General features: G+C 26.6%; 16 protein-coding genes. 4 read left to right on the top strand and 12 right to left on the bottom strand.

The genetic code is table 11. From position 1 onward, the window contains the following. Window positions 1-1087, bottom strand: a 1087-nt coding sequence (locus IC214_RS00470) for a DUF4116 domain-containing protein (protein WP_227845477.1), incomplete at its 3' end; no start/stop codon positions are given. A gap of 205 nt (window positions 1088-1292) precedes the next feature. Next, on the bottom strand, window positions 1293-1598 hold the full coding sequence (locus IC214_RS00475) for a hypothetical protein (protein ID WP_227825181.1): 306 nt from the start codon (window positions 1596-1598) through the stop codon (window positions 1293-1295). 420 nt (window positions 1599-2018) lie between these two features. Between IC214_RS00475 and IC214_RS00480 the strand changes: the two genes are divergently transcribed. After that, on the top strand, window positions 2019-2864 hold the full coding sequence (locus IC214_RS00480) for a DUF6076 domain-containing protein (protein ID WP_227825180.1): 846 nt from the start codon (window positions 2019-2021) through the stop codon (window positions 2862-2864). Between the two features lie 33 nt (window positions 2865-2897). Here the strand turns inward: IC214_RS00480 and IC214_RS00485 are convergent, their stop codons facing one another. The 8 genes from IC214_RS00485 to IC214_RS00520 all read right to left on the bottom strand — a co-directional run bounded on the left by IC214_RS00485 (window position 2898) and on the right by IC214_RS00520 (window position 7068). Then, the gene (locus tag IC214_RS00485; protein WP_227825179.1) at window positions 2898-3326 is read right to left on the bottom strand and encodes a DUF4116 domain-containing protein; all 429 of its coding nucleotides are present in this window, start codon (window positions 3324-3326) and stop codon (window positions 2898-2900) included. A 19-nt stretch (window positions 3327-3345) separates the two neighbouring features. Then, the gene (locus tag IC214_RS00490; protein WP_227825178.1) at window positions 3346-3879 is read right to left on the bottom strand and encodes a hypothetical protein; all 534 of its coding nucleotides are present in this window, start codon (window positions 3877-3879) and stop codon (window positions 3346-3348) included. 88 nt (window positions 3880-3967) lie between these two features. Continuing rightward, entirely contained in the window at window positions 3968-4327 is a 360-nt protein-coding gene (locus tag IC214_RS00495) for a hypothetical protein (RefSeq protein WP_227825177.1), read from the bottom strand. Continuing rightward, on the bottom strand, window positions 4328-4849 hold the full coding sequence (locus IC214_RS00500; protein WP_227825176.1) for a Panacea domain-containing protein: 522 nt from the start codon (window positions 4847-4849) through the stop codon (window positions 4328-4330). A 10-nt stretch (window positions 4850-4859) separates the two neighbouring features. Next, window positions 4860-5369, bottom strand: coding sequence for a Panacea domain-containing protein (locus IC214_RS00505; RefSeq protein ID WP_227825175.1), 510 nt, complete (start codon window positions 5367-5369; stop codon window positions 4860-4862). Window positions 5370-5389: 20 nt separating this feature from the next. Continuing rightward, complete coding sequence (locus IC214_RS00510; protein WP_227825174.1) at window positions 5390-5593, bottom strand: hypothetical protein; 204 nt, start codon at window positions 5591-5593, stop codon at window positions 5390-5392. Between the two features lie 28 nt (window positions 5594-5621). Then, complete coding sequence (locus IC214_RS00515) at window positions 5622-6092, bottom strand: Panacea domain-containing protein (RefSeq protein ID WP_227825173.1); 471 nt, start codon at window positions 6090-6092, stop codon at window positions 5622-5624. A 106-nt stretch (window positions 6093-6198) separates the two neighbouring features. Beyond that, on the bottom strand, window positions 6199-7068 hold the full coding sequence (locus tag IC214_RS00520) for a hypothetical protein (RefSeq protein ID WP_227825172.1): 870 nt from the start codon (window positions 7066-7068) through the stop codon (window positions 6199-6201). 144 nt (window positions 7069-7212) lie between these two features. Between IC214_RS00520 and IC214_RS00525 the strand changes: the two genes are divergently transcribed. Next, a complete protein-coding gene (locus tag IC214_RS00525) occupies window positions 7213-7848 on the top strand; it encodes a hypothetical protein (RefSeq protein WP_227825171.1) in 636 nt (211 codons plus the stop codon). Window positions 7849-7854: 6 nt separating this feature from the next. Here IC214_RS00525 and IC214_RS00530 read toward each other — a convergent pair whose 3' ends face one another. Then, on the bottom strand, window positions 7855-8517 hold the full coding sequence (locus tag IC214_RS00530) for a hypothetical protein (RefSeq protein ID WP_227825170.1): 663 nt from the start codon (window positions 8515-8517) through the stop codon (window positions 7855-7857). A gap of 120 nt (window positions 8518-8637) precedes the next feature. Between IC214_RS00530 and IC214_RS00535 the strand changes: the two genes are divergently transcribed. Next, window positions 8638-9639: an LCP family protein gene (locus IC214_RS00535; RefSeq protein WP_227825169.1), complete on the top strand. Its 1002-nt coding sequence runs from the start codon at window positions 8638-8640 to the stop codon at window positions 9637-9639. 83 nt (window positions 9640-9722) lie between these two features. After that, on the top strand, window positions 9723-9995 hold the full coding sequence (locus IC214_RS00540) for a hypothetical protein (RefSeq protein WP_227825168.1): 273 nt from the start codon (window positions 9723-9725) through the stop codon (window positions 9993-9995). A 47-nt stretch (window positions 9996-10042) separates the two neighbouring features. Here IC214_RS00540 and IC214_RS00545 read toward each other — a convergent pair whose 3' ends face one another. After that, window positions 10043-18778, bottom strand: a complete 8736-nt coding sequence (locus IC214_RS00545; RefSeq protein ID WP_227825167.1) for an immunoglobulin-like domain-containing protein — start codon at window positions 18776-18778, stop codon at window positions 10043-10045. Window positions 18779-18789 lie beyond the last annotated feature (11 nt).

Consider the following 18789-nt stretch of genomic DNA (forward strand, 5'->3'; position numbering starts at 1 on the left):
TTTTAGCAGTTTGATTATTTACAAATACTAAAGCCAATCCATTTTGTCTTACTGCCTCAACACATATTTCTTCTGTCTGTTCTTTTACATATTTTAAAGCATTTCCATTCTGCTTTACCGCTATAAGACACATTTCCTTAGTCTGTGCATCTACAAATTTTAAAGCATTTCCATCTTCCTTTACTGCCTCAACACATATCTCTACAGTCTGATTTTTTACAAACTTAAGAGCATATCCATTTTGTATTACTGCTTCTTTACATAATTCTTCTGTTTGTTCCTCCACATACTCAAGTGTTGACCCATTCCTCCTTATTGCTATCAAGTATAGTTTATATACTTGTTCCTTTGATAGTATATCCCTATTTACATACTTGAGTGCATTTTCATCCTTTTTTACTGCCTCTATACATATTTCTGGAGTTTGTTCTTTTACAAATTTCAAAGCACTTCCTTCTTGCCTTACTGCTATTAAACATATCTCATTAATCTGTTCGTCTGAAAGTTTATCCTTTAACTTACTCCATTTTATATATATTAATGCACTTCCATATTTTTTTACAGCTTCAATCCATAAGTTATATATCTGTTCTTTAGCTAAATTAAGTTCGTCCCAATTTACATATTGTATAGACCAGCTATACTTCTTAACTGATTCAATACAAATTTCATAGCTTTGATTATTTATATATTGAAGTGCATCTCCATCTTGTCTTACTGCTATTAAAAAGATATTCTCTATTTGCATTTCTGTTAAGCCATCTAATATTACATACTCTAAAGCTTTACCATTTTCTTTTACTGCTTTAGTATATATGTTATATAATTGTCTGTTACTAAGTTTATCTATTAGTTGTTTTAAGTCTATAAATTCAAGATTTAAACCTTGATACTTTACCCCTTCTATACATAGTTTTTCTAACTCTTCACTTGTCATTCGGTTTTTTATTCGTTTCCATTTTATATACTTTAAAGATTCTCCATTTATTTTTATTGCTTCCATGCAAATATTAAAATTTTGATCAACGAAAATTAAATTCCTACAGTCTTCCCTTATTTTTAATAAATTATGTTTTTCTAATTTCATAAGAAATCCCCTTTTTTTATTTATGTAATTATATTGAATTGGCAAATTATTTATAATAAATGTATTTATGAGACTCATATTTCTTAGTTTTTCACATTTACCTTTTACTAAAAAATTCAATTTTCTATAAAAATTTATAATTTTTTGATTATAAACAATATATCAAACAATTTATAAGATAAAATTAAATAATTACTGATATAATTTATTTCCAATAAAAAATAATTTTTTTAGCTTTAGCTATATTACTATTTATATCTTCAATCAATTTTTTTATATTATTGAGTCCTTCTCCACCTTTAACAACTTTACATTGTTCATAATAATCTTCGACAAAACTCTTTTTAATACTATAAAAACTTGAAAGTTCTATTTCAACCAAATCCTCTTGATTATAAAAATCAACAAAATTTTGGAAAAAGTCAAATTCTGATTGATCCATACAATTTGATTTTAAAAATACATCCCCTTCTATTTTATTTATAACTACATATATGTTATAGGAAAACATAAAAATTACCTCCTTTAATTTTTAAAAAGATATATGGGCCCTTTTATATCTCCTTTATTTATTATTAATAATGATACTATTTTGTTAAGATTTTTAAAATAAAGAATTGAAAATTTAAATATTTAAAATATTAATTCTCTATGATATTATGAAAATGGAAAGAGGTGAATTTCTATCTTAAAAAAGATTAATTATCCATTTATAAAGGTTTTTATTGATAGTAAAAACAATGTACATTATGTAAGACATTTTGATAGTAAAAACAGTTGTCCTAAACATTTAGACTGTGTAGGTACAGATTTTATAGACTTTATATTACTTGATTTATCTAAATATAAAGAACAGTTAAAATTATATTATGATTATGATAAACAAAAAACTAATTTTTACAATCTACCTGAGGATCATTATGGTATATATATGGTTATCTATAAAATAGCCAATATTATTAGTGAGCATGAAATAGCACATTTTTATTTAATAGGTAAATTAAACAAGGTTTTTAACAGTAAAACTACCCTATTAGAACAAATAGATTTAGCTTTTAATGTTTTAAATGAGTTAGTTATACTTCATGATATTTTCCAGGATGGAGCTAATATATGTTTTGACATAGATTTTTCTACAGCATTTAGTAAAGTTGAAAGATTCGCTGTTTTTTTAGGAAAATATCCAAGCTATGCAAATTTCTCTTTAAACACTAAATTTGCTATAACTGTTACAGAAAATGGGAGAATGGATTTTGATTCTGTTATGAGTATAAACAACAAAAGTATTAATAATAATCGAGAATTAGTTTCTATTATAGGAGAACAATCTACTGGTAGAGTTAGCTTAATTAATTATATTATTTTAGAAGAATTAGAGGAATTTCTATTCTATGAATTTTCTGAGATGGCCAAACTTGGATTAGTGGTTAAAAAATGTAATCTTTGTGGAAAATATTTTATATTAAAGAATAAGCACAATACCTTATTTTGTAATAGGATATATAAAGATAACTTTACCTGTAAACAAATTGGTAATAAAGAATCATATAATAATAAAGTCTTAAAAGATTCTATACTTAAAAAATATGAAAAGATTTATAAAGCTAATTATGCTAAAATGCAACGAGATGAAGCAAAAGAGATGCATGGATTAAACAATGGAATAGCAAGAGATAAGTTTAAAAATTGGTCAAAAAAAGCACAACATTTGAGAAAGGAATACTTAGCTAAAAAGATTTCAGGTGATGAACTAATATTACATATAACAAATAAATAGAGAGTGATTTTTATCACTCTCTATTTATCTGTTTTATGAAACTAATTTAGTAAACATTTCTATTAATTCATTTTTTGATACTCCAAATTCATCCCATTTTATATGGTTGAAAGATCTTATATCTTGCTTTAAGGCTTCTAAGCATATTGTGTAGTTCTGTTTTTCTACATACTTAAGTGCATTACCAACTTTTTTGACCGCTATTAAACACATTTCTTCTGTCTGTGCTTCTACAAACTGAAGTGCATAAGGACTTCTCTTAACTGCTTCTAAACATATTTCTTCTGTCTGATCTTCTACAAATCTTAAAGCCCAACCAGTTTCTTTTACTGCTTCTAAACATATTTTTTCTGTCTGTTCCTTTACATACTGTAAAGCCATTCCGTCATCTCTTACTGCTTTTATACATAACTCCTCAGTTTGTCTTACTGCTGTATATAAACTATCTTTAATTTGAATCATAAATATTCCTCATTTCTATTTAGTATTTATCTATACTCTTTAAAGCTTTCACATACCATAAATTTTCTATATCACTATTACTTATCTCTTTTAAATCTTCTTCTCTTTCAATAACTCCCCAAAAACTTTCATTCCCATAAATTATTTCATTTAATTCAAACACAAACATAGCAGGGTTTGTTCCAGAACTTATATCTAATTCTTTTGTCTTAGGAGCATAACTTATTAATAAGGAATTTGATAACTCTCCAAGATAAAGACCTAAGTATGTTTTATTCTCATATTCTTTTTTACATGGTCTTACCTTAACAAATTTTCCTATTTCAGATTTCCTATAGCTACCTTTGTTTATATATTTATCATTTATTTTTGATACTTGAATTGGATATTCTATATTGCCACTTCTATAGTTTTCACACATAAAATTTTCTTTAAATTCATTAGCTCCTGCTATTCCATCCATCTCATTTATTTTTATATATAATTTATTACTTTCTAAAATTTCACAGTTTCTAAGAAATTGTTTAGAACAACTAAAACAATTTTTATCCATATAGTTACACCTCTTTTATTTTATATAATAAAATAGTATCATGTTTGTTGTTTATATTCAATAAAATTATCACTATTTTTTATTAGTATTAAATTCTTCCCACATTAATCCTATCATCTACCCAATTTCCTTCTAATTTATCTATATCTAAATCCCATATTCCCTCTTTTATTATTTTAGAGAATGAAAACTCAGGGAAAAATAAGTCATCTATAATTAAATCTGGCTTTGGCATACAGAAGGTGATATAATCTACCAAATTTGCTTTATTAATTATTTCTTTCGTATAATTTAAACCACCCTTTGACCAAATTATTATATTAGCTTTTTTAGATAACTTTATTATGGACTCTAATGCTTTTGGGAAAAATGAATCCCCCATATTTGGAGTTATGGTATCATCCACATCTATATATATAGTTGCTAAGTCATCTTTATATTCTTTCATTTAATTCACCTCTTTCTCCTCTAACAAGAACTTTGGAATTAAAATACCATTATTTTCTTTAGCCCAAAACTTTATGTCTTGAGTTGGAATTGAGCTATCTCCTATTTTATAATTCCAAATAAAAGGATTTGTATCTTTTAGATATTTAACCAAATCCCAAGTGTTTATGTTCTTAGTAATATTAAGTATATCTTCAATGACCTCTTTTTCTTTCTTAGTAAATAAGTTACAATCTGCAGGGCAAACATCTTTTATTATATGAGATTCAAATGTCTTGCTAATTTCAAACCAAACCTTTGGCATAGCTGGCCCATAATCCCAAGCTTCAAACCTTTCATCTAAATTTAAAAAGATGCTCTCGTTATATAAATATAAATATTTTGCTTGAATTAAATACAATAACTTATTTAATCTCAAATTATCTATTGCTTTATTCAATTTATTTTCACAGTACCATAGTACATAGGTTGCTACATCTTGAGCACTATATCTGGACTCTATAAAAATACTTGTATTTACCATAAAAATCCCTCTATTCTTTACTTAAATTTAACTTTTTATCTAATAATTCCTTAGATATCAATACCCCATTTCTTTTTTCTATATAATATTCTATATCAAATGAAGATATTGTTTGTCTATCCATAAAATGCTCTGGCTCCTCTAACCTTAGATATTCTATTATATCTTTAGTACTTATATCTTTAGTAAGTTCAATTACCTCCTCAATAGTGTCTTTCTCTTTACCTTTTACTAAATCATTGTTTTTAGGTATGATACCTGTAATTGGCTTTGAATTAAATTCATAAAAAGTAAACCAAACTTCTGGCATTGCAGGTCCATAATCCCAAGCTTCAAACCACTCAAATTTATCACTAAAGATACTATCTTTATATAAATAAAGATATCTCTCTTGAATTAAATACAATAATTTTTGTAATCTCAAATTTGTGGATGGATTTTTTAATTTATTTTCACAATACCATAAGATATAATTTGCAATATCTATAGCATCATAATCATTAAACTCTATACAACCCATAAAACTTCACCTCTTTTATCTTAGATTTCAACCTCTTTATTTTCTATCTTTTTCAACTTAGACTTATATTCTTCATCTGTAATTTTCTCTTTACTTTGACAAGAATTATAATAACTAATCCATATAAAGTCTTTTGTACATATTAGAATTGGCTTATATGGATAATGTTCACTATTATCTATATACTTAGAATATTTACATTTTTTCTGTTCACATACAACCATTTTTACTCCTCCTTCTATAATTTTTCATTTATTTTTCCTTAGATATCCAATACAAAATCTCCCATACAGGAATCGTTTTTTCTTTGAGAGTACAATATGCTTTCCAGGTCTCTTCTCTCTGGGTTTCTTTTATTAAATCTTCAATATCCCTGTATGCCAATGACTCCACCATATCATTTATAAATTTACTATCATCCTCTGTAGATATCTCAAAATATCTACATGGGCGAATTCCTGTTATATCTTCTACTCCATAATTATTATAGGAATAATAAACATCTGGAAATACAATTCCATAGGACCAGGCCTCCATGTCATTCTCAAATAATAGTTTATTAAATTTACAAATATACTCCTTTTGCAAAAAATATAAGATTCTTTGTAATTTAGAATTATTTATTGGTTTGTTTAATTTATTTTCACAGTACCATAAAATATATTCAGCCACATCCATTGCATCATAATTAGGACAAAATCCAGTAAGATTAATAAATTCCATAAAATTTCCTCCTCTTTTATAATTATTAAATATAAAACCTATGTTTTGTTTAATCTATTATATAAATGAACATAATAAATAATTCACATGTATAACTACATGTGAATTAAAAAGCTTCTGATTCTAATATTTCTTGTATATTAAGTATTAAATCTTTTGTAGCATTAACTTCATTGGCAGATACATTTCTGTTGTTTAAATCTAACCAATCTAAATATCTTTTGTCTATATTATTATTAATGGAGATGTAATCTGAAAAATTGTCTTTCAAAGAAATCAAATCTTTTTCAAAATTCTCAATATCTATATCTTTATATTTAATTAATTTATTAATAGGAACCGTATCTTCTTTCTTTAATAGAGTCCCAACTTCTTGTATCAACTGAAAATCTTTTAATTTTTCTAATAGGCAAGTTAAATACATTCCAAATTTTATGATATCTTTCTCTTTCTCTACAAACCATTTTTCTTGATATTGTTTTTTACAAATCTTCATTTCTTCATTTAACTTATCTATTAATGGTTTTTTCTTTATAAACATTAGCTCATCAGAGCTATCTCTAATTTCAATCATTAGTTTATTTTTGTTCAATTCTATTTTCTTAATATGATTTTTAAACTCTTCTAAGCTTTTTAAAAACATTGGTATCTCTTCCAAGTATTCTATTTGCAATTCTCTACCATCTTGAAAATATATTTTTTTAAAATCCTGAATTTCTATTTCTTCTATTTTATCAGTTCTCCCAATGTATTTTTCGCCTCTTATTTTAAGAAAATTTATTTTATTTTGATCCATGTTTAATACTAAAAAATTTTTTGGATAATTATAATATAAACTTTCTAAAGGCAATCTGTCCTTAATCTTATAATTTTTATTTGATCCATTATCTATCTCAAGACCACTACTTTTTGTATAAGATACTTTATTAAATAATCCTATTTTTATTTCTTCTAAATAATCAAATATATATATCACCTCAACTTATAATCATTACATTAATTATAAAATTTATATTTTATATAGTCAATAAAAATTATAATCTTTCTAATAATTGTGTATATATATTATATATTTTAGTTTTATTTTAATATTTCAAAATAAATTTTAGGAGGTTTTATTATGAATTTTAACAAGGATAATTTAGAAAAAAAATTTTTAAGACATCAAATAATAAGAATTGATGGAAGTAATGTATTTTTTGAAGTTTTATCTAATGCTTTTCCAATAGGAAAAGTACAAATAAATTTTAGGAAATATGATAAAAATGCAAATAAAGGTGAGAAATTTACTCAACAGGTAGATATATTTATAAACATAGAAAATGCCTTAGTATTGTGCCAAGATATATTATCTGGAAAAATGGAAAAATTAGCTGTTCTTTCTGAAAAGGAAGCTAAACAAAAAGATAGTAAGTATCCTCAGCCTATTTGGAAAAATTTAGGTGGTACATCTGTAAAAAAATTGAAAGAACAAAATAAAGAGAGAAAAGATGGCTATGCTCTATCAAGGATGTTAAAATTATCTCCTGGCAAAATTGGATTTTTATTTACAGCAGAAGAAGGTAAAGGAGAAGAAACAGATACAGGACTAATAACTCCAAGATATAATCAAAATCCTGATAGTAGAATTTTGGTCCCTTTAAATTCAGAACAATTAAAGACATTAGCTCTAATGATTAAGATACACATAGAATCTTATCTAACAATAAAATACAATCCATATTTTTCAAATTCGTATTGGGAAAATAAACAATAAAAGAGCCTATGGCTCTTTTATTTCTATATTATCTATTATTAATTGAATAATTGTAAAAATATTTATATTTATTATGTTAAATAGATCTATAGATAAATTATTTGTAACTATTATAGCAAATATCATTTTTAGCACAAACCCAAAAAATCCAGTTACTATTAACCACTTAATACATTTCCTTATTTCACAAAAATTTTTATTTGCGAAAGAGATAAAAAATAATAAAATAAAAAACAGGGTTGGTATGAGGCATATAGCACTATTTACAACAAATAATAAACATATAGTTAATACTATAGAAGTTTTTAATAATAAGTTTTTATAGTCTCCTAATAGATCATAATTTTTAATTTTATACTCTATAAAATCATTGATTGATTGAGACAGATTCCCTATTACAACATTTGTGACTTCATCATTGTTTTCTTTAAATTTTAATCTCCTGCCAATATAAATAGTTAAAAATGTACAGATAACACTATAAATAAAAAGTTCCCATTTAGCTACAATAAAGGATGCTATTATGGAGATAATTAGTATCCCACAGCATAACAATAACTTAGAATCTATTTGAGTAAAAGGTATAAGCTCTTCCTCTAACATTTCTTCTTGATCTTTTATATATTTTTCTTTTTTAATTTTTCTATCTCTATTTCTAATTATATTCATATTTATGCTCCTTTCTTTATATATATATTGTATTAAAATATATTTTTATTCGTTTTTATTGACTATATAAAATATAAATTTTATAATTAATATAATATACTAATTATAAAGGAGAGAATAATGAAACTGAAAGCTAAAAAAATAATAAAAACATTATTTATTTTATTATTTATAGTAATAATGTTTGTTGTTAGCTTCTTTACCTCCTATACATTATCCAATAATAAGATCGAGACAAAAAAGGTAAAAGAAGATACGATAAGTATAAATAAAAAAGAAAATAAATTCAAAAAAATAGAAGGCATTACAAATATACTTCTTTTGGGCACAGATGAAAGGAGCTCTAATGTTACTACACGAACTGACACAATGATAATTTTAACTATAGATACAATAAACAATAAGATAAAATTGACTTCTCTTTTTAGAGATGCTTTAGTTAATATCCCTGGCCATAATAAAAGCAAACTTAACCATGCATATGCATATGGAGGGGTTGATCTTTTAGAAAAAACTATTGAAGAAAATTATAATTTAAGTATAGATAAATATGCATTAGTTAATTTTAATGATTTTGTTAAAATTATAGATGTTCTTGGTGGAGTAGATGTTGAAATAAAAAAATCTGAACTTAAAGATTTTAACAAGCATCTAAAAGATATACCTAATAATTCAGAAGAAATAAAATCTCCAGGTTTAAAAACTTTAACTGGTGCCCAAGCATTATCCTATACAAGAATAAGATATAATTCTGGTGGAGAGCAAGGTAGAACAGAAAGACAAAGAAAGGTTATTAGTTCCATGGCAGAAAAAATGAAACATGTTAGTGTGTTTAAATATCCATCTATATTAAATACCATTATAAAATACATTGATACTAACTTAAACTTTAAAGATATATTAGATATATTATATACAGCTAATAAAATAGATTTTAATACAATTGAAACTCTATGTATCCCATTTGAAGAACTCTCCATATGTGGTAAATATAAGGATTATGGTTGGGTTTTTAGAACTGATTTAGATTTAACAGCAAAACTACTAAATGATTATATATTTAAAGATATTCCTGTTAATTTAAATAACATCAGCAAAAATAATCTTACAATTATTGAATAAAATTCAATTAAATATATCTAAAATTTCTCGTATAATAAACTTAAATATGCTACAATGAAGTTATATTTGGAAAATTATGGAGAGTGATTAAGATAGATAAAAATGACAATGAGAAAAAACAATTAAAAGATTCACTTATAGGATTTTTAATTAAATCGTTTATTTTAAATGTTTCTTTTATTTATATGAATAACCACATGGAAGCAAGTATAATGACTTTTTCGCTTCCTTCTGGAAAAACTCTTTTTTCTGTTGATGGTTTCCCTATATTAAAGTTCTTACTTTTTTCATCATTGTTGATTGAATTTTTTATACTTATAATTGATATGATGAATTATTATATTAAAAATTTATAGATATAAATTAATAATACCAAGTGGATATCCACTTGGTATTATTATGTTTATTTTTTCTTCCTATTAAAGAATAATCCTCCTATGGCCAATAATCCTAAAGCTACAGAACTTAATATTCCTTTATCCCCTGTAGAGGGGCTTTTACCATTTGAATCTAAGCTATCAGTATTTGTTTTTTCTTCATTGTTGTAATTATTGTCATCATTGTTATAATTATTGTTATCATCATCATCATTAGGATTTTTATTATCTGGTTCTTTTCCACTATAATCGTCATTGACCACTATTGTTCCATCTGGTCTGATTATAGCTCCATTAATAAATTTATCTGAGCTACCATCTGGTTTAATAACAATTACATTTGGAGGTATTATGATGTTTCCTTCTTCATCTATAGATGGAGTTTCTCCATCTGGCTTTATTACTGTCCCATCTGGTGTTACTATTGAACCATCTGGTTTTATTACATTTCCGTTTTTATCTATATAAATGTCATTTTGTCCATCTCCATCTTGATTATCATCTATGTCAGGTAAATTACTTGAGTTATCTTCATCTTCATCTTGATTAGGCTGATTAGGCTTAGAAGGTATATGGTCTCCTTCTTCCTCTTCGTTGTCGTTTTCGCCCCAATCTGGATTTGGATCTGGTTTTTCTCCAGCCCCATTATCCCAGCCACCTTCATAGACATAAACACCTCTACCACAATAAGAAGTATTTCCATTACTATCTGTTACTTTGTATGTTAAATAATAAATCCCTGGTTTTAAAGTATTAACATATCCACTAACTTTTAATTTATTAGTAATATACCCATCTTCTTCATCATATGCTCTTACATCGCTATAAGGATTAAATTCTGTTCCTACAGCTATATATGCAGGATATGCATATATTTGAGGGAATGCTCCATTGCCTTCAGTATTTGAAGGGTCATTTGAGTCAGAATCCTCCTCTATTTCATAGTCTACAACATGGACAACTCTATTCCATCTAACTCTATTATCTCTTGAATCTCTTACATAATAGCTTACAATATAATCCCCTACTTTACTTGTGTCTAAGTTGGTCGTATATGTTACCTTAGAAGTTAAATCCCCATCTTCTATATCTGTTACTTTAATTCCATCCATAACATTATATTTAGAACCTACTTTTATATAAACTTCTTCATTTAGCATATTTACAACTGGAGCATTATCAATCTTGTCAGGTTTTTTATCTGGTATATTCTCATTAAAATCTGCCACTCTTATAATAGCAGTTTCTTCTGTTAATTGTCCTTTAAAATCCATAACACTATATGTAATAGTATATTCTCCTACTCTATTTACATTTACAAATCCATTAACCTTTATATAGTTAGTTAAATCTTCGCCTTTAAAATCATGAGCTTTTATTCCTTGTAATACATCGAATTTACTATCCACCATGATTACACTATCTTTTACTCCTTCTATTACTGGAGGTCCAATAGGGCTCTCTTCATTTCCAAATTCTCCTAATTCGTAGTGAACAAGTTGGCCAGCATTTCCAAAAGTATCATAGGGAATAAAATGAATGTACTTATAGTCTTCAGGATTAAATTCTATTTCATTTGAAGAAACAGATGTTTTTACTATTCCTGTCTCTAAATTATCTTCTCTTTTGTTGCTTAGTTTCCATCTATAGTATTCTATTTCTCCACTAAATTCAACACCTACATCCCAGTCTCTGCCCTCTTCATCTGTCATATCTCTTACTATTGTATTATCTTTTTTCAATCTTGTTCTAACTTGATAGGTCTGAGATACACCTCTATCTCTTGCATTTATATTTAATTTCATGTGATCATCTATGTTACTTTCTTTTCTTAGAGATACATCACTATTTATATTATTTTCTTCTATGCCGTCTATACTTTCAATATCTTTTTCTTCTACAGGGTTATAATCCTGTTCCTCAGATACGCTATTTTCTTCTTCAGCTTCTTGGTTTTCAGTTATACTGTCTTCTTCCTCTGTAGGTTGTTGTTCTTCTTTATCTTCAGTTACTCCATTTACTTCTGGACCATAGATATCTTTTGTATTATTATCTACAAAAGATAAATCTTCAGTATATCCTATAGTAGAATAATTATCTAAAACACTATTCCACTTTCTTACTTCATAGAAAACATCTTCTCCTAAAACATTTTTATCCCAAGATACAACTACATTGTTATCTTCTTTATTAGCAGTTACTTCTATTTCCATATCTCCATGTACAAGAATATTTCTTTTTACCTCTCTTATATTCCCTGATCTATCTTCTACTTTATAAGTTAATTTGTATTTCCCATTTTTACTTGTATTAACTGAACCTATTACTTGTATTTTGTTTGTTATATCTCCATCTTCCACATCATAAGCAGTTACTCCAGCAAGAGGATTAAAAGATTCTCCCTCTTTTACTCTTTTTGATGTTAATCCTTTAATAACAGGGGCATAATTAGTATCATATTTACCAGTTATTAAATGATGTATTGTCTTACTCACATTTCCATTCTTGTCTATTGCTTTAATATGCAAGAATTTAGATTTATTATTTTTTATATCTATATCTTCTGCATTCTTTATATTAACAGAATTCTTAACTTCTGTATTTTCTTTTTCATCTATTATATAGCTAAATCCAGCTAATCCTGCTGTAACTTTACCATTTCTAATTTCACTGGAATTTATTACATTATTATCTTTATCCAAAGCTTCTACAAAGTATCTATATGTAGTTCCTAAGTCCTTAGACATAACTTTAAGCTTAATCTTATCTGTATTATCTATTTCCTTATTCAATTTTCTTAATATTTCTTTACTTAAAGAAACAACTTTTCTTGTTTTAATAGAATCTTCATTTATTTCTCCTAAATATGTTATAACAGGAGAACTTATATCTGTAGCAGTATTATCTATAAACTGTGTATCATTAAATGTTCCTTTTTCTTCAAAAGAAAACCCATTTTCATTTGTTCTATAAAGAACATATTTAACAGCATTATTAACCTTAGTCCAATTAACTTCTAAATTATTACTTCCTTCTTCTATATTAACTTCCATATCTCCAGTTACATGGACCTGTACAATCTCTTCCACTTGAATACCTTTTGAATCTTCAACTGTGTATTTTATTTTATATACACCCTTTTTATTGTTATTAACTTCACCTTCAACTTTAATTTTATTAGTTAAATCACCATCCTCAAAATCATATGCAGATACTCCTTGTAATTTGTCAAACTCTTCTCCTATGCTAATAACTCTGTTTTTCCCAGGTAAAGTTATTCTTGGCTTATTGTTGTAAGTATCATCGGATAATTTTATGTGCTTAGTTTCTGTTTTATTGCCATTGTTGTCTATTGCATATATATGGAGATAAGTATTATCTGTTACATTTTTAAACTCAAATTTACCATCTGTATTGTTTACTTCTCCACTAATTTCTGTATTTGGACTCTCATCTACTAAATATCTGTATCCTTTAAAACCAGATGTAATTTTTGTCTTTACAGTATTAGAATATGCAGTTTGGTAATTATCTTCATCGTAGCTTTCCACGTTATATTCATATTCTGATCCTAAATCTTCAGAATGAAATTCCATTTTAGCTGTTCTTTCTTTATTTAATATTAAAGAATATTCCATCTTAGGAGAAACTTTATCTTCAGCTAAACTATCACTAAACAAGCTCTCTTTTAAATTATCTTTTATTATTTCAAAAGAATTTTCTTCTTTTCTTAGAATTTTATAATATTCTGCATCTTTATACTTATTCCAATTTAAAACAATATTATCTTTTTTATCTAAATTTAAAACAATATCTTGATTCGCTATAATATTATCCACCTTTACACTATCTTCATACTTACATACTTCATAAGAAGAACCATTATTATTGTCTACATTTTCATATTCCACGACAAATCCTTCTATATCAGTCCAATATGGATCGGGGGCGTTATTTGTATCATTCCATAACCCATTTGAATTTTTAATAGACACCATATAATCTTCTGTTCCTCCGAAGTTGTTTGGTTCTCCAGCACACCAGTTCGTAAATTTAACAAACTCTCCTGTTACCCATTTCCATTGTCCTTCTTTTTCTTCGTCTGTCGCTCCAAGCCAAACCGTTTTTGTTGTTAAAGAATTAAATAAGTTAAGTTCATGCTTTGATTTAATTGTTGCTAAGTGACCTTTTAAACCTTTGTACTCCATTTTTTCAGCTTTTAATTTTGCATTTTTCCAACTAATTCTTCTATCTGCTACAAACTGATAATAATTTCCATTTACAGGATTATATATTATATCATCTACGCTATTATTTTGTAATCTTACATTAAATATAAAACTTGTGCTGTTGTCATGTTCAATTTGTATGGATTTTATTAATTCTTCAGCCTCTTCACGTGAATAATTTCCTGTTAATATTATTTGTTGTCCCTTAGTCGTTTTTTGTACACCTTTATCTTTATATTTTATTAATATACTGTCATTATAACCTTCGCTTATATATAATTTTATCCCACTTATTAGTTCATTGCTATTATTTACAACAGTAGCATTAGGAAAAGAAACAACAAATCTTTTTTTGTTAGGTTCTCCTAAATTAATACTCAAATAATCCAAATTTTCTTTTACTGTTATTTCTTTTATTGCTTTGCTTTCCTGTTGTTTACTATCTTTAACGCTATACTCAATACTCCATTTTCCAAGTACATTTGTATCAAATTGATCAACAATTTTATTAGAAGGATCCTTTATTGTAATACTAATATCTTTAGTCAGATCTCCATCATAATCATCAGTGGCTGTGATATTTTCCATTAAGTTATAATCTTTACCTCTGCTTATACTTATGTTTCCTCCAACATCTAATACTGGAGGCAAATCTTCAAAGATACCACTAATTGGAAGTGTAACTACTTCGCTCTTATTTCCAACCTTATCTAATGAGATTATATGAACATATAATTTACTTGCTAATTCGTTTGCAGGTATAAATCCATCTGTACTATTTATAACATCTCCCAAACTTACTGATGGGGTAGGATTATTACTAACTTCATATGAGTACCCCTTAAATCCTGATTTTATTTCAACCTTTTTCTTATTTGAAATATTAGTCACATCCCCATATTTTGAAACTCCTTCTACATAATATTCGTATGTAGATCCTCTATCCTCTGAATTAAATTGAATCCCTTGTTTTATACCTGTGTCATATAATTGGTACTTTGGAACTGTAGGAGAATTAATGTCTTTTCCATTTACATCTTCAAGATAACTTTCATCTATTTTTTGTGCTAAATAAAAAACAGTATTTGCCAACATATTTTTTTCATCGTTTGTTATACTTTTTCCAGAATGCCCTGTCTGAATCTGTGCTGTATTCCCATGTATACTTAAATAAGCGTTTTGAGATACATTTTTCCCGTTTATCTCTCCTGTAAATCCATTATAATCTTTATTACAATTATAAGGATATACATGTTTTTTAGGATTATGGAATTTTATTATAACATCTTCTTCAAAAGGGAAAGCACTATAATTACTGTGGGAATTTGGTATCTCTAATACATCACCTACTTTTCCTAATTGATTTGGATAATTCAGTGCTTCATGAGATTTATCAATCTCTACTTCATTACTGCAAACCTCAGATGTATTCTTGTATTTATTCATGTAATATTCTTCACTATATTTAGGGAAATTACCTATATTTTCTCCAATATAATGGTGCCCCAGAAGAATTCCAACATTATTTCTTTTAGCCTCATTTATAGCAATCACCGATTTTTCTGGAAGTGCTATAGATGAATTTATATTAGCAAATCCACACGCAATTACATCATATTTATAGTTCCCACTTTCATTTTTTAAATAATAATCTGGGTTATTATTAAAATCAGCATTACTTACAACATCTATATCAATTAAGCCTTGACCAGACTCATTTACCCAATTTTTGAACGTATTTTTAACAGAAACAGTAGGATATATATTTAAAACTTTTACTTTTTCTCCTTTTGCAAAATTGTTTGAAGACATTGTCTGAAAATCGTTTTGTCCTTCTTTTTTCTGCCATATTTTATAGTAATCTATATCTTTTATGTTATTCCAATCAAGTATTACTTTGTTGTTATCTTTATCTACTAAAGCATTAAGCACTATGTCTTGTTTTGCTTTAAGTGGTTCTATCGTTGCAGTATCTTCATACTTAAATTTATCTAAAGTATTAGGATAAGGCAGTTTTTCATCTAAGCCAAATTCTACAATATATCCATCTATTTTCCCCCCACTTGCTATATTAAAATCATCATCCCATAATCTCTGATTATCATTGTAGGAAATAATGTAGTGTTGTTGATTTAAATAATTGTCTGGTCTACCAGGATACCAGTTTGTATATTCAAAAGGTTCTCCTGTAACCCATTTCCAGTTGCCTTCTGCTTCTTCATCAGTTCCACCAAGCCAAACGCAATTAGAAGTTAAATTATGTACTACTTCTTGTTCATTAGCAGAAGTTATTGTTGCTAAATATCCTCGAACTCCTAAAAATTCCTGTTTTTCTGCATCTACTTTTGCTTCTTTCCAAGTTATTCCTGATGCAGAAATAAATTTATAGTAATGATTATTTTCATAGTTGTACACCATATCGTCAACTTCATTTTTACCCAGTCTTACAGTAAATTTAAACTCTTCATTATTTTTATGTTCAATTTTTATAGATTTAATTAATTCTTCTGCCTCATTTATGCTAAATTCATTATTTATCTCTATCACTTGATCTGTTGATACCTTTTCAACTCCATTTAATATATAATGTACTTTAAAAGTATCCTTATTGAAATTTTGAGGGAAATACATTTTTAATCCATCTATTTTTTGTTTTTCATCAGTAGAACTTATTTTTACATTAGGAAATTTCACATACTTACTTGTAACAAGCTCTTTTCCTAAATCTATACTAACATTAAAATCTTTAACTACTCTTAATGTTCTTAAATAGCTTGTAGTATTATCCCCACTATCTTTTACACTATATTTAATTGTCCATTTTCCAAGTATATTTGTATCTAATTCAGAAACACTCTCTCCATTTGGATTCATTATCTCAACAGTTATTTTATCTGTTAAATCTCCATCTATAACATCAGTTGCAGTTACTCCCTTCATAATATCAAACTTGTTATTTTGTAAAATATCTATATTAGCACCTACTTTTAATTCAGGTGATTCATCTTTAAATATTTCTAATTTAAAATCTTTACTTATATTACTATATCGAAGATACAGATTTCTCATATCTAAAGTAGATGAGCTAACAAATTTAATCTCATCATAGTAACCAGGGGCTAAATTGATCATTTCAGCTTCGTTTGAAGAATGTTTTCCTATATCTGTCCAAGTTCCATTCTTTAATCCTTTTACTATGATAATACTATTTCCATTTAAAAAGTAGGCTCCATTTATATAAAGTTCTTTTGTATTCTTTAAAATTAACTGGTTATCTGATCCAGATATAAAATATCCATTACTTCCACTAAACACATTCTCTGCTGTATACTTATCAGCCAAGGAATTCCCTTGTGCTAATACTCCTTCTGGAACATCTTCTGTAAAAGAAAAAGTATCTGGTAATAATGTTATTCTTACATTATTCTCGACCTTATTATCATTATAAATTTTTAAACTTCTAATTATTTCATTTAATTCAGACTCATTACTTACAGTAATTCCACTATCTCCTTCTTTTTCATTATATTTACCATTTTGTATATAAGATATTTTATTTTTATTACTGCTGTTTTTAAAATTAATTAAAAGTTTTACATTATCCCCTTTAGCTGATGCTTCTGTAAAAGAAATACTACCATCATTGTTAATACTTTTTTTCCCTAAATTAAGACTATATTCCGAACGATTGTAATTTATTTTTTCTCTATCACTTTCTTTATTAAATTCTAATTCAGATATAGTACAAGAATCTACCCCAGAATGAGCTTGTTCGATTCGAATACCTTCATACTCTCCAGCTGTGACGTTTACTATTTTTTTACTTTCATCTTTTCCAAACGATGGAGTACCCTCACCTATTTTTGTCCAGCTACCATTTTTTAATCCTTTTATAACAAAATTTTTATTTGCTTTAATAAGTACACTTTCTATATACGTTTTATCTTCAAATAAAATGGTAAATACGCTATTATTTTTATTTATTGCACCATAAAAACTATCACTATTCCCGTCTATTGCTCTTTCAGCCTTATATAATCTTGAAGGTACACCTTCTATACTCTTGTAAAGTGGTAACCCTCCTAATATAATATCAAATCCTAATTTTTTATTATTTTTTGTATCTATTTTTAAAGTTCTTAAAACCTCATTCAATTCATTTTGTGTTTTAACAGGTATTTTTATGTTTTTACCAATTAAAGTTTTTTCTTCCGAATTTAAACTATAAGTAATTGTTACATTTTCATACACATTTCTATTAAAATCAAATCGTAAATAAGTTGGATTATCTATTGTTCCTTTTGCTTCTGGAAAAGTTAAAATCCCATTTGTATCTACATAATTTCCCATATCTAATGAAAAACTTTCACTACTTTTCTCTTTTCCTTCGTTTTGTGCTTTTTTATTTATGGAATTGTTTTCATTGTAAACTATTGCATCTCTCTTTATATTATCTGCAAACACATTATATGGCACATTTGTACTTAAAATTGAAGCAGAAAGAACTATTGAAATTAATTTCTTGTTATCCACAAAACACACTC

It is taken from the genome of Clostridioides sp. ES-S-0190-01 (genome assembly GCF_020658275.1).
Taxonomy (GTDB): Bacteria; Bacillota; Clostridia; order Peptostreptococcales; family Peptostreptococcaceae; genus Clostridioides.

Coding starts and splice junctions, on each gene's coding strand:
- IC214_RS00490 (WP_227825178.1), bottom strand. CDS start 3,879: ATGGATAAAAATTGTTTTAGTTGTTCTAAACAATTTCTTAGAAACTGT.
- IC214_RS00515 (WP_227825173.1), bottom strand. CDS start 6,092: ATGGAATTTATTAATCTTACTGGATTTTGTCCTAATTATGATGCAATG.
- IC214_RS00510 (WP_227825174.1), bottom strand. CDS start 5,593: ATGGTTGTATGTGAACAGAAAAAATGTAAATATTCTAAGTATATAGAT.
- IC214_RS00505 (WP_227825175.1), bottom strand. CDS start 5,369: ATGGGTTGTATAGAGTTTAATGATTATGATGCTATAGATATTGCAAAT.
- IC214_RS00495 (WP_227825177.1), bottom strand. CDS start 4,327: ATGAAAGAATATAAAGATGACTTAGCAACTATATATATAGATGTGGAT.
- IC214_RS00475 (WP_227825181.1), bottom strand. CDS start 1,598: ATGTTTTCCTATAACATATATGTAGTTATAAATAAAATAGAAGGGGAT.
- IC214_RS00485 (WP_227825179.1), bottom strand. CDS start 3,326: ATGATTCAAATTAAAGATAGTTTATATACAGCAGTAAGACAAACTGAG.
- IC214_RS00530 (WP_227825170.1), bottom strand. CDS start 8,517: ATGAATATAATTAGAAATAGAGATAGAAAAATTAAAAAAGAAAAATAT.
- IC214_RS00535 (WP_227825169.1), top strand. CDS start 8,638: ATGAAACTGAAAGCTAAAAAAATAATAAAAACATTATTTATTTTATTA.
- IC214_RS00480 (WP_227825180.1), top strand. CDS start 2,019: ATGGTTATCTATAAAATAGCCAATATTATTAGTGAGCATGAAATAGCA.
- IC214_RS00500 (WP_227825176.1), bottom strand. CDS start 4,849: ATGGTAAATACAAGTATTTTTATAGAGTCCAGATATAGTGCTCAAGAT.
- IC214_RS00525 (WP_227825171.1), top strand. CDS start 7,213: ATGAATTTTAACAAGGATAATTTAGAAAAAAAATTTTTAAGACATCAA.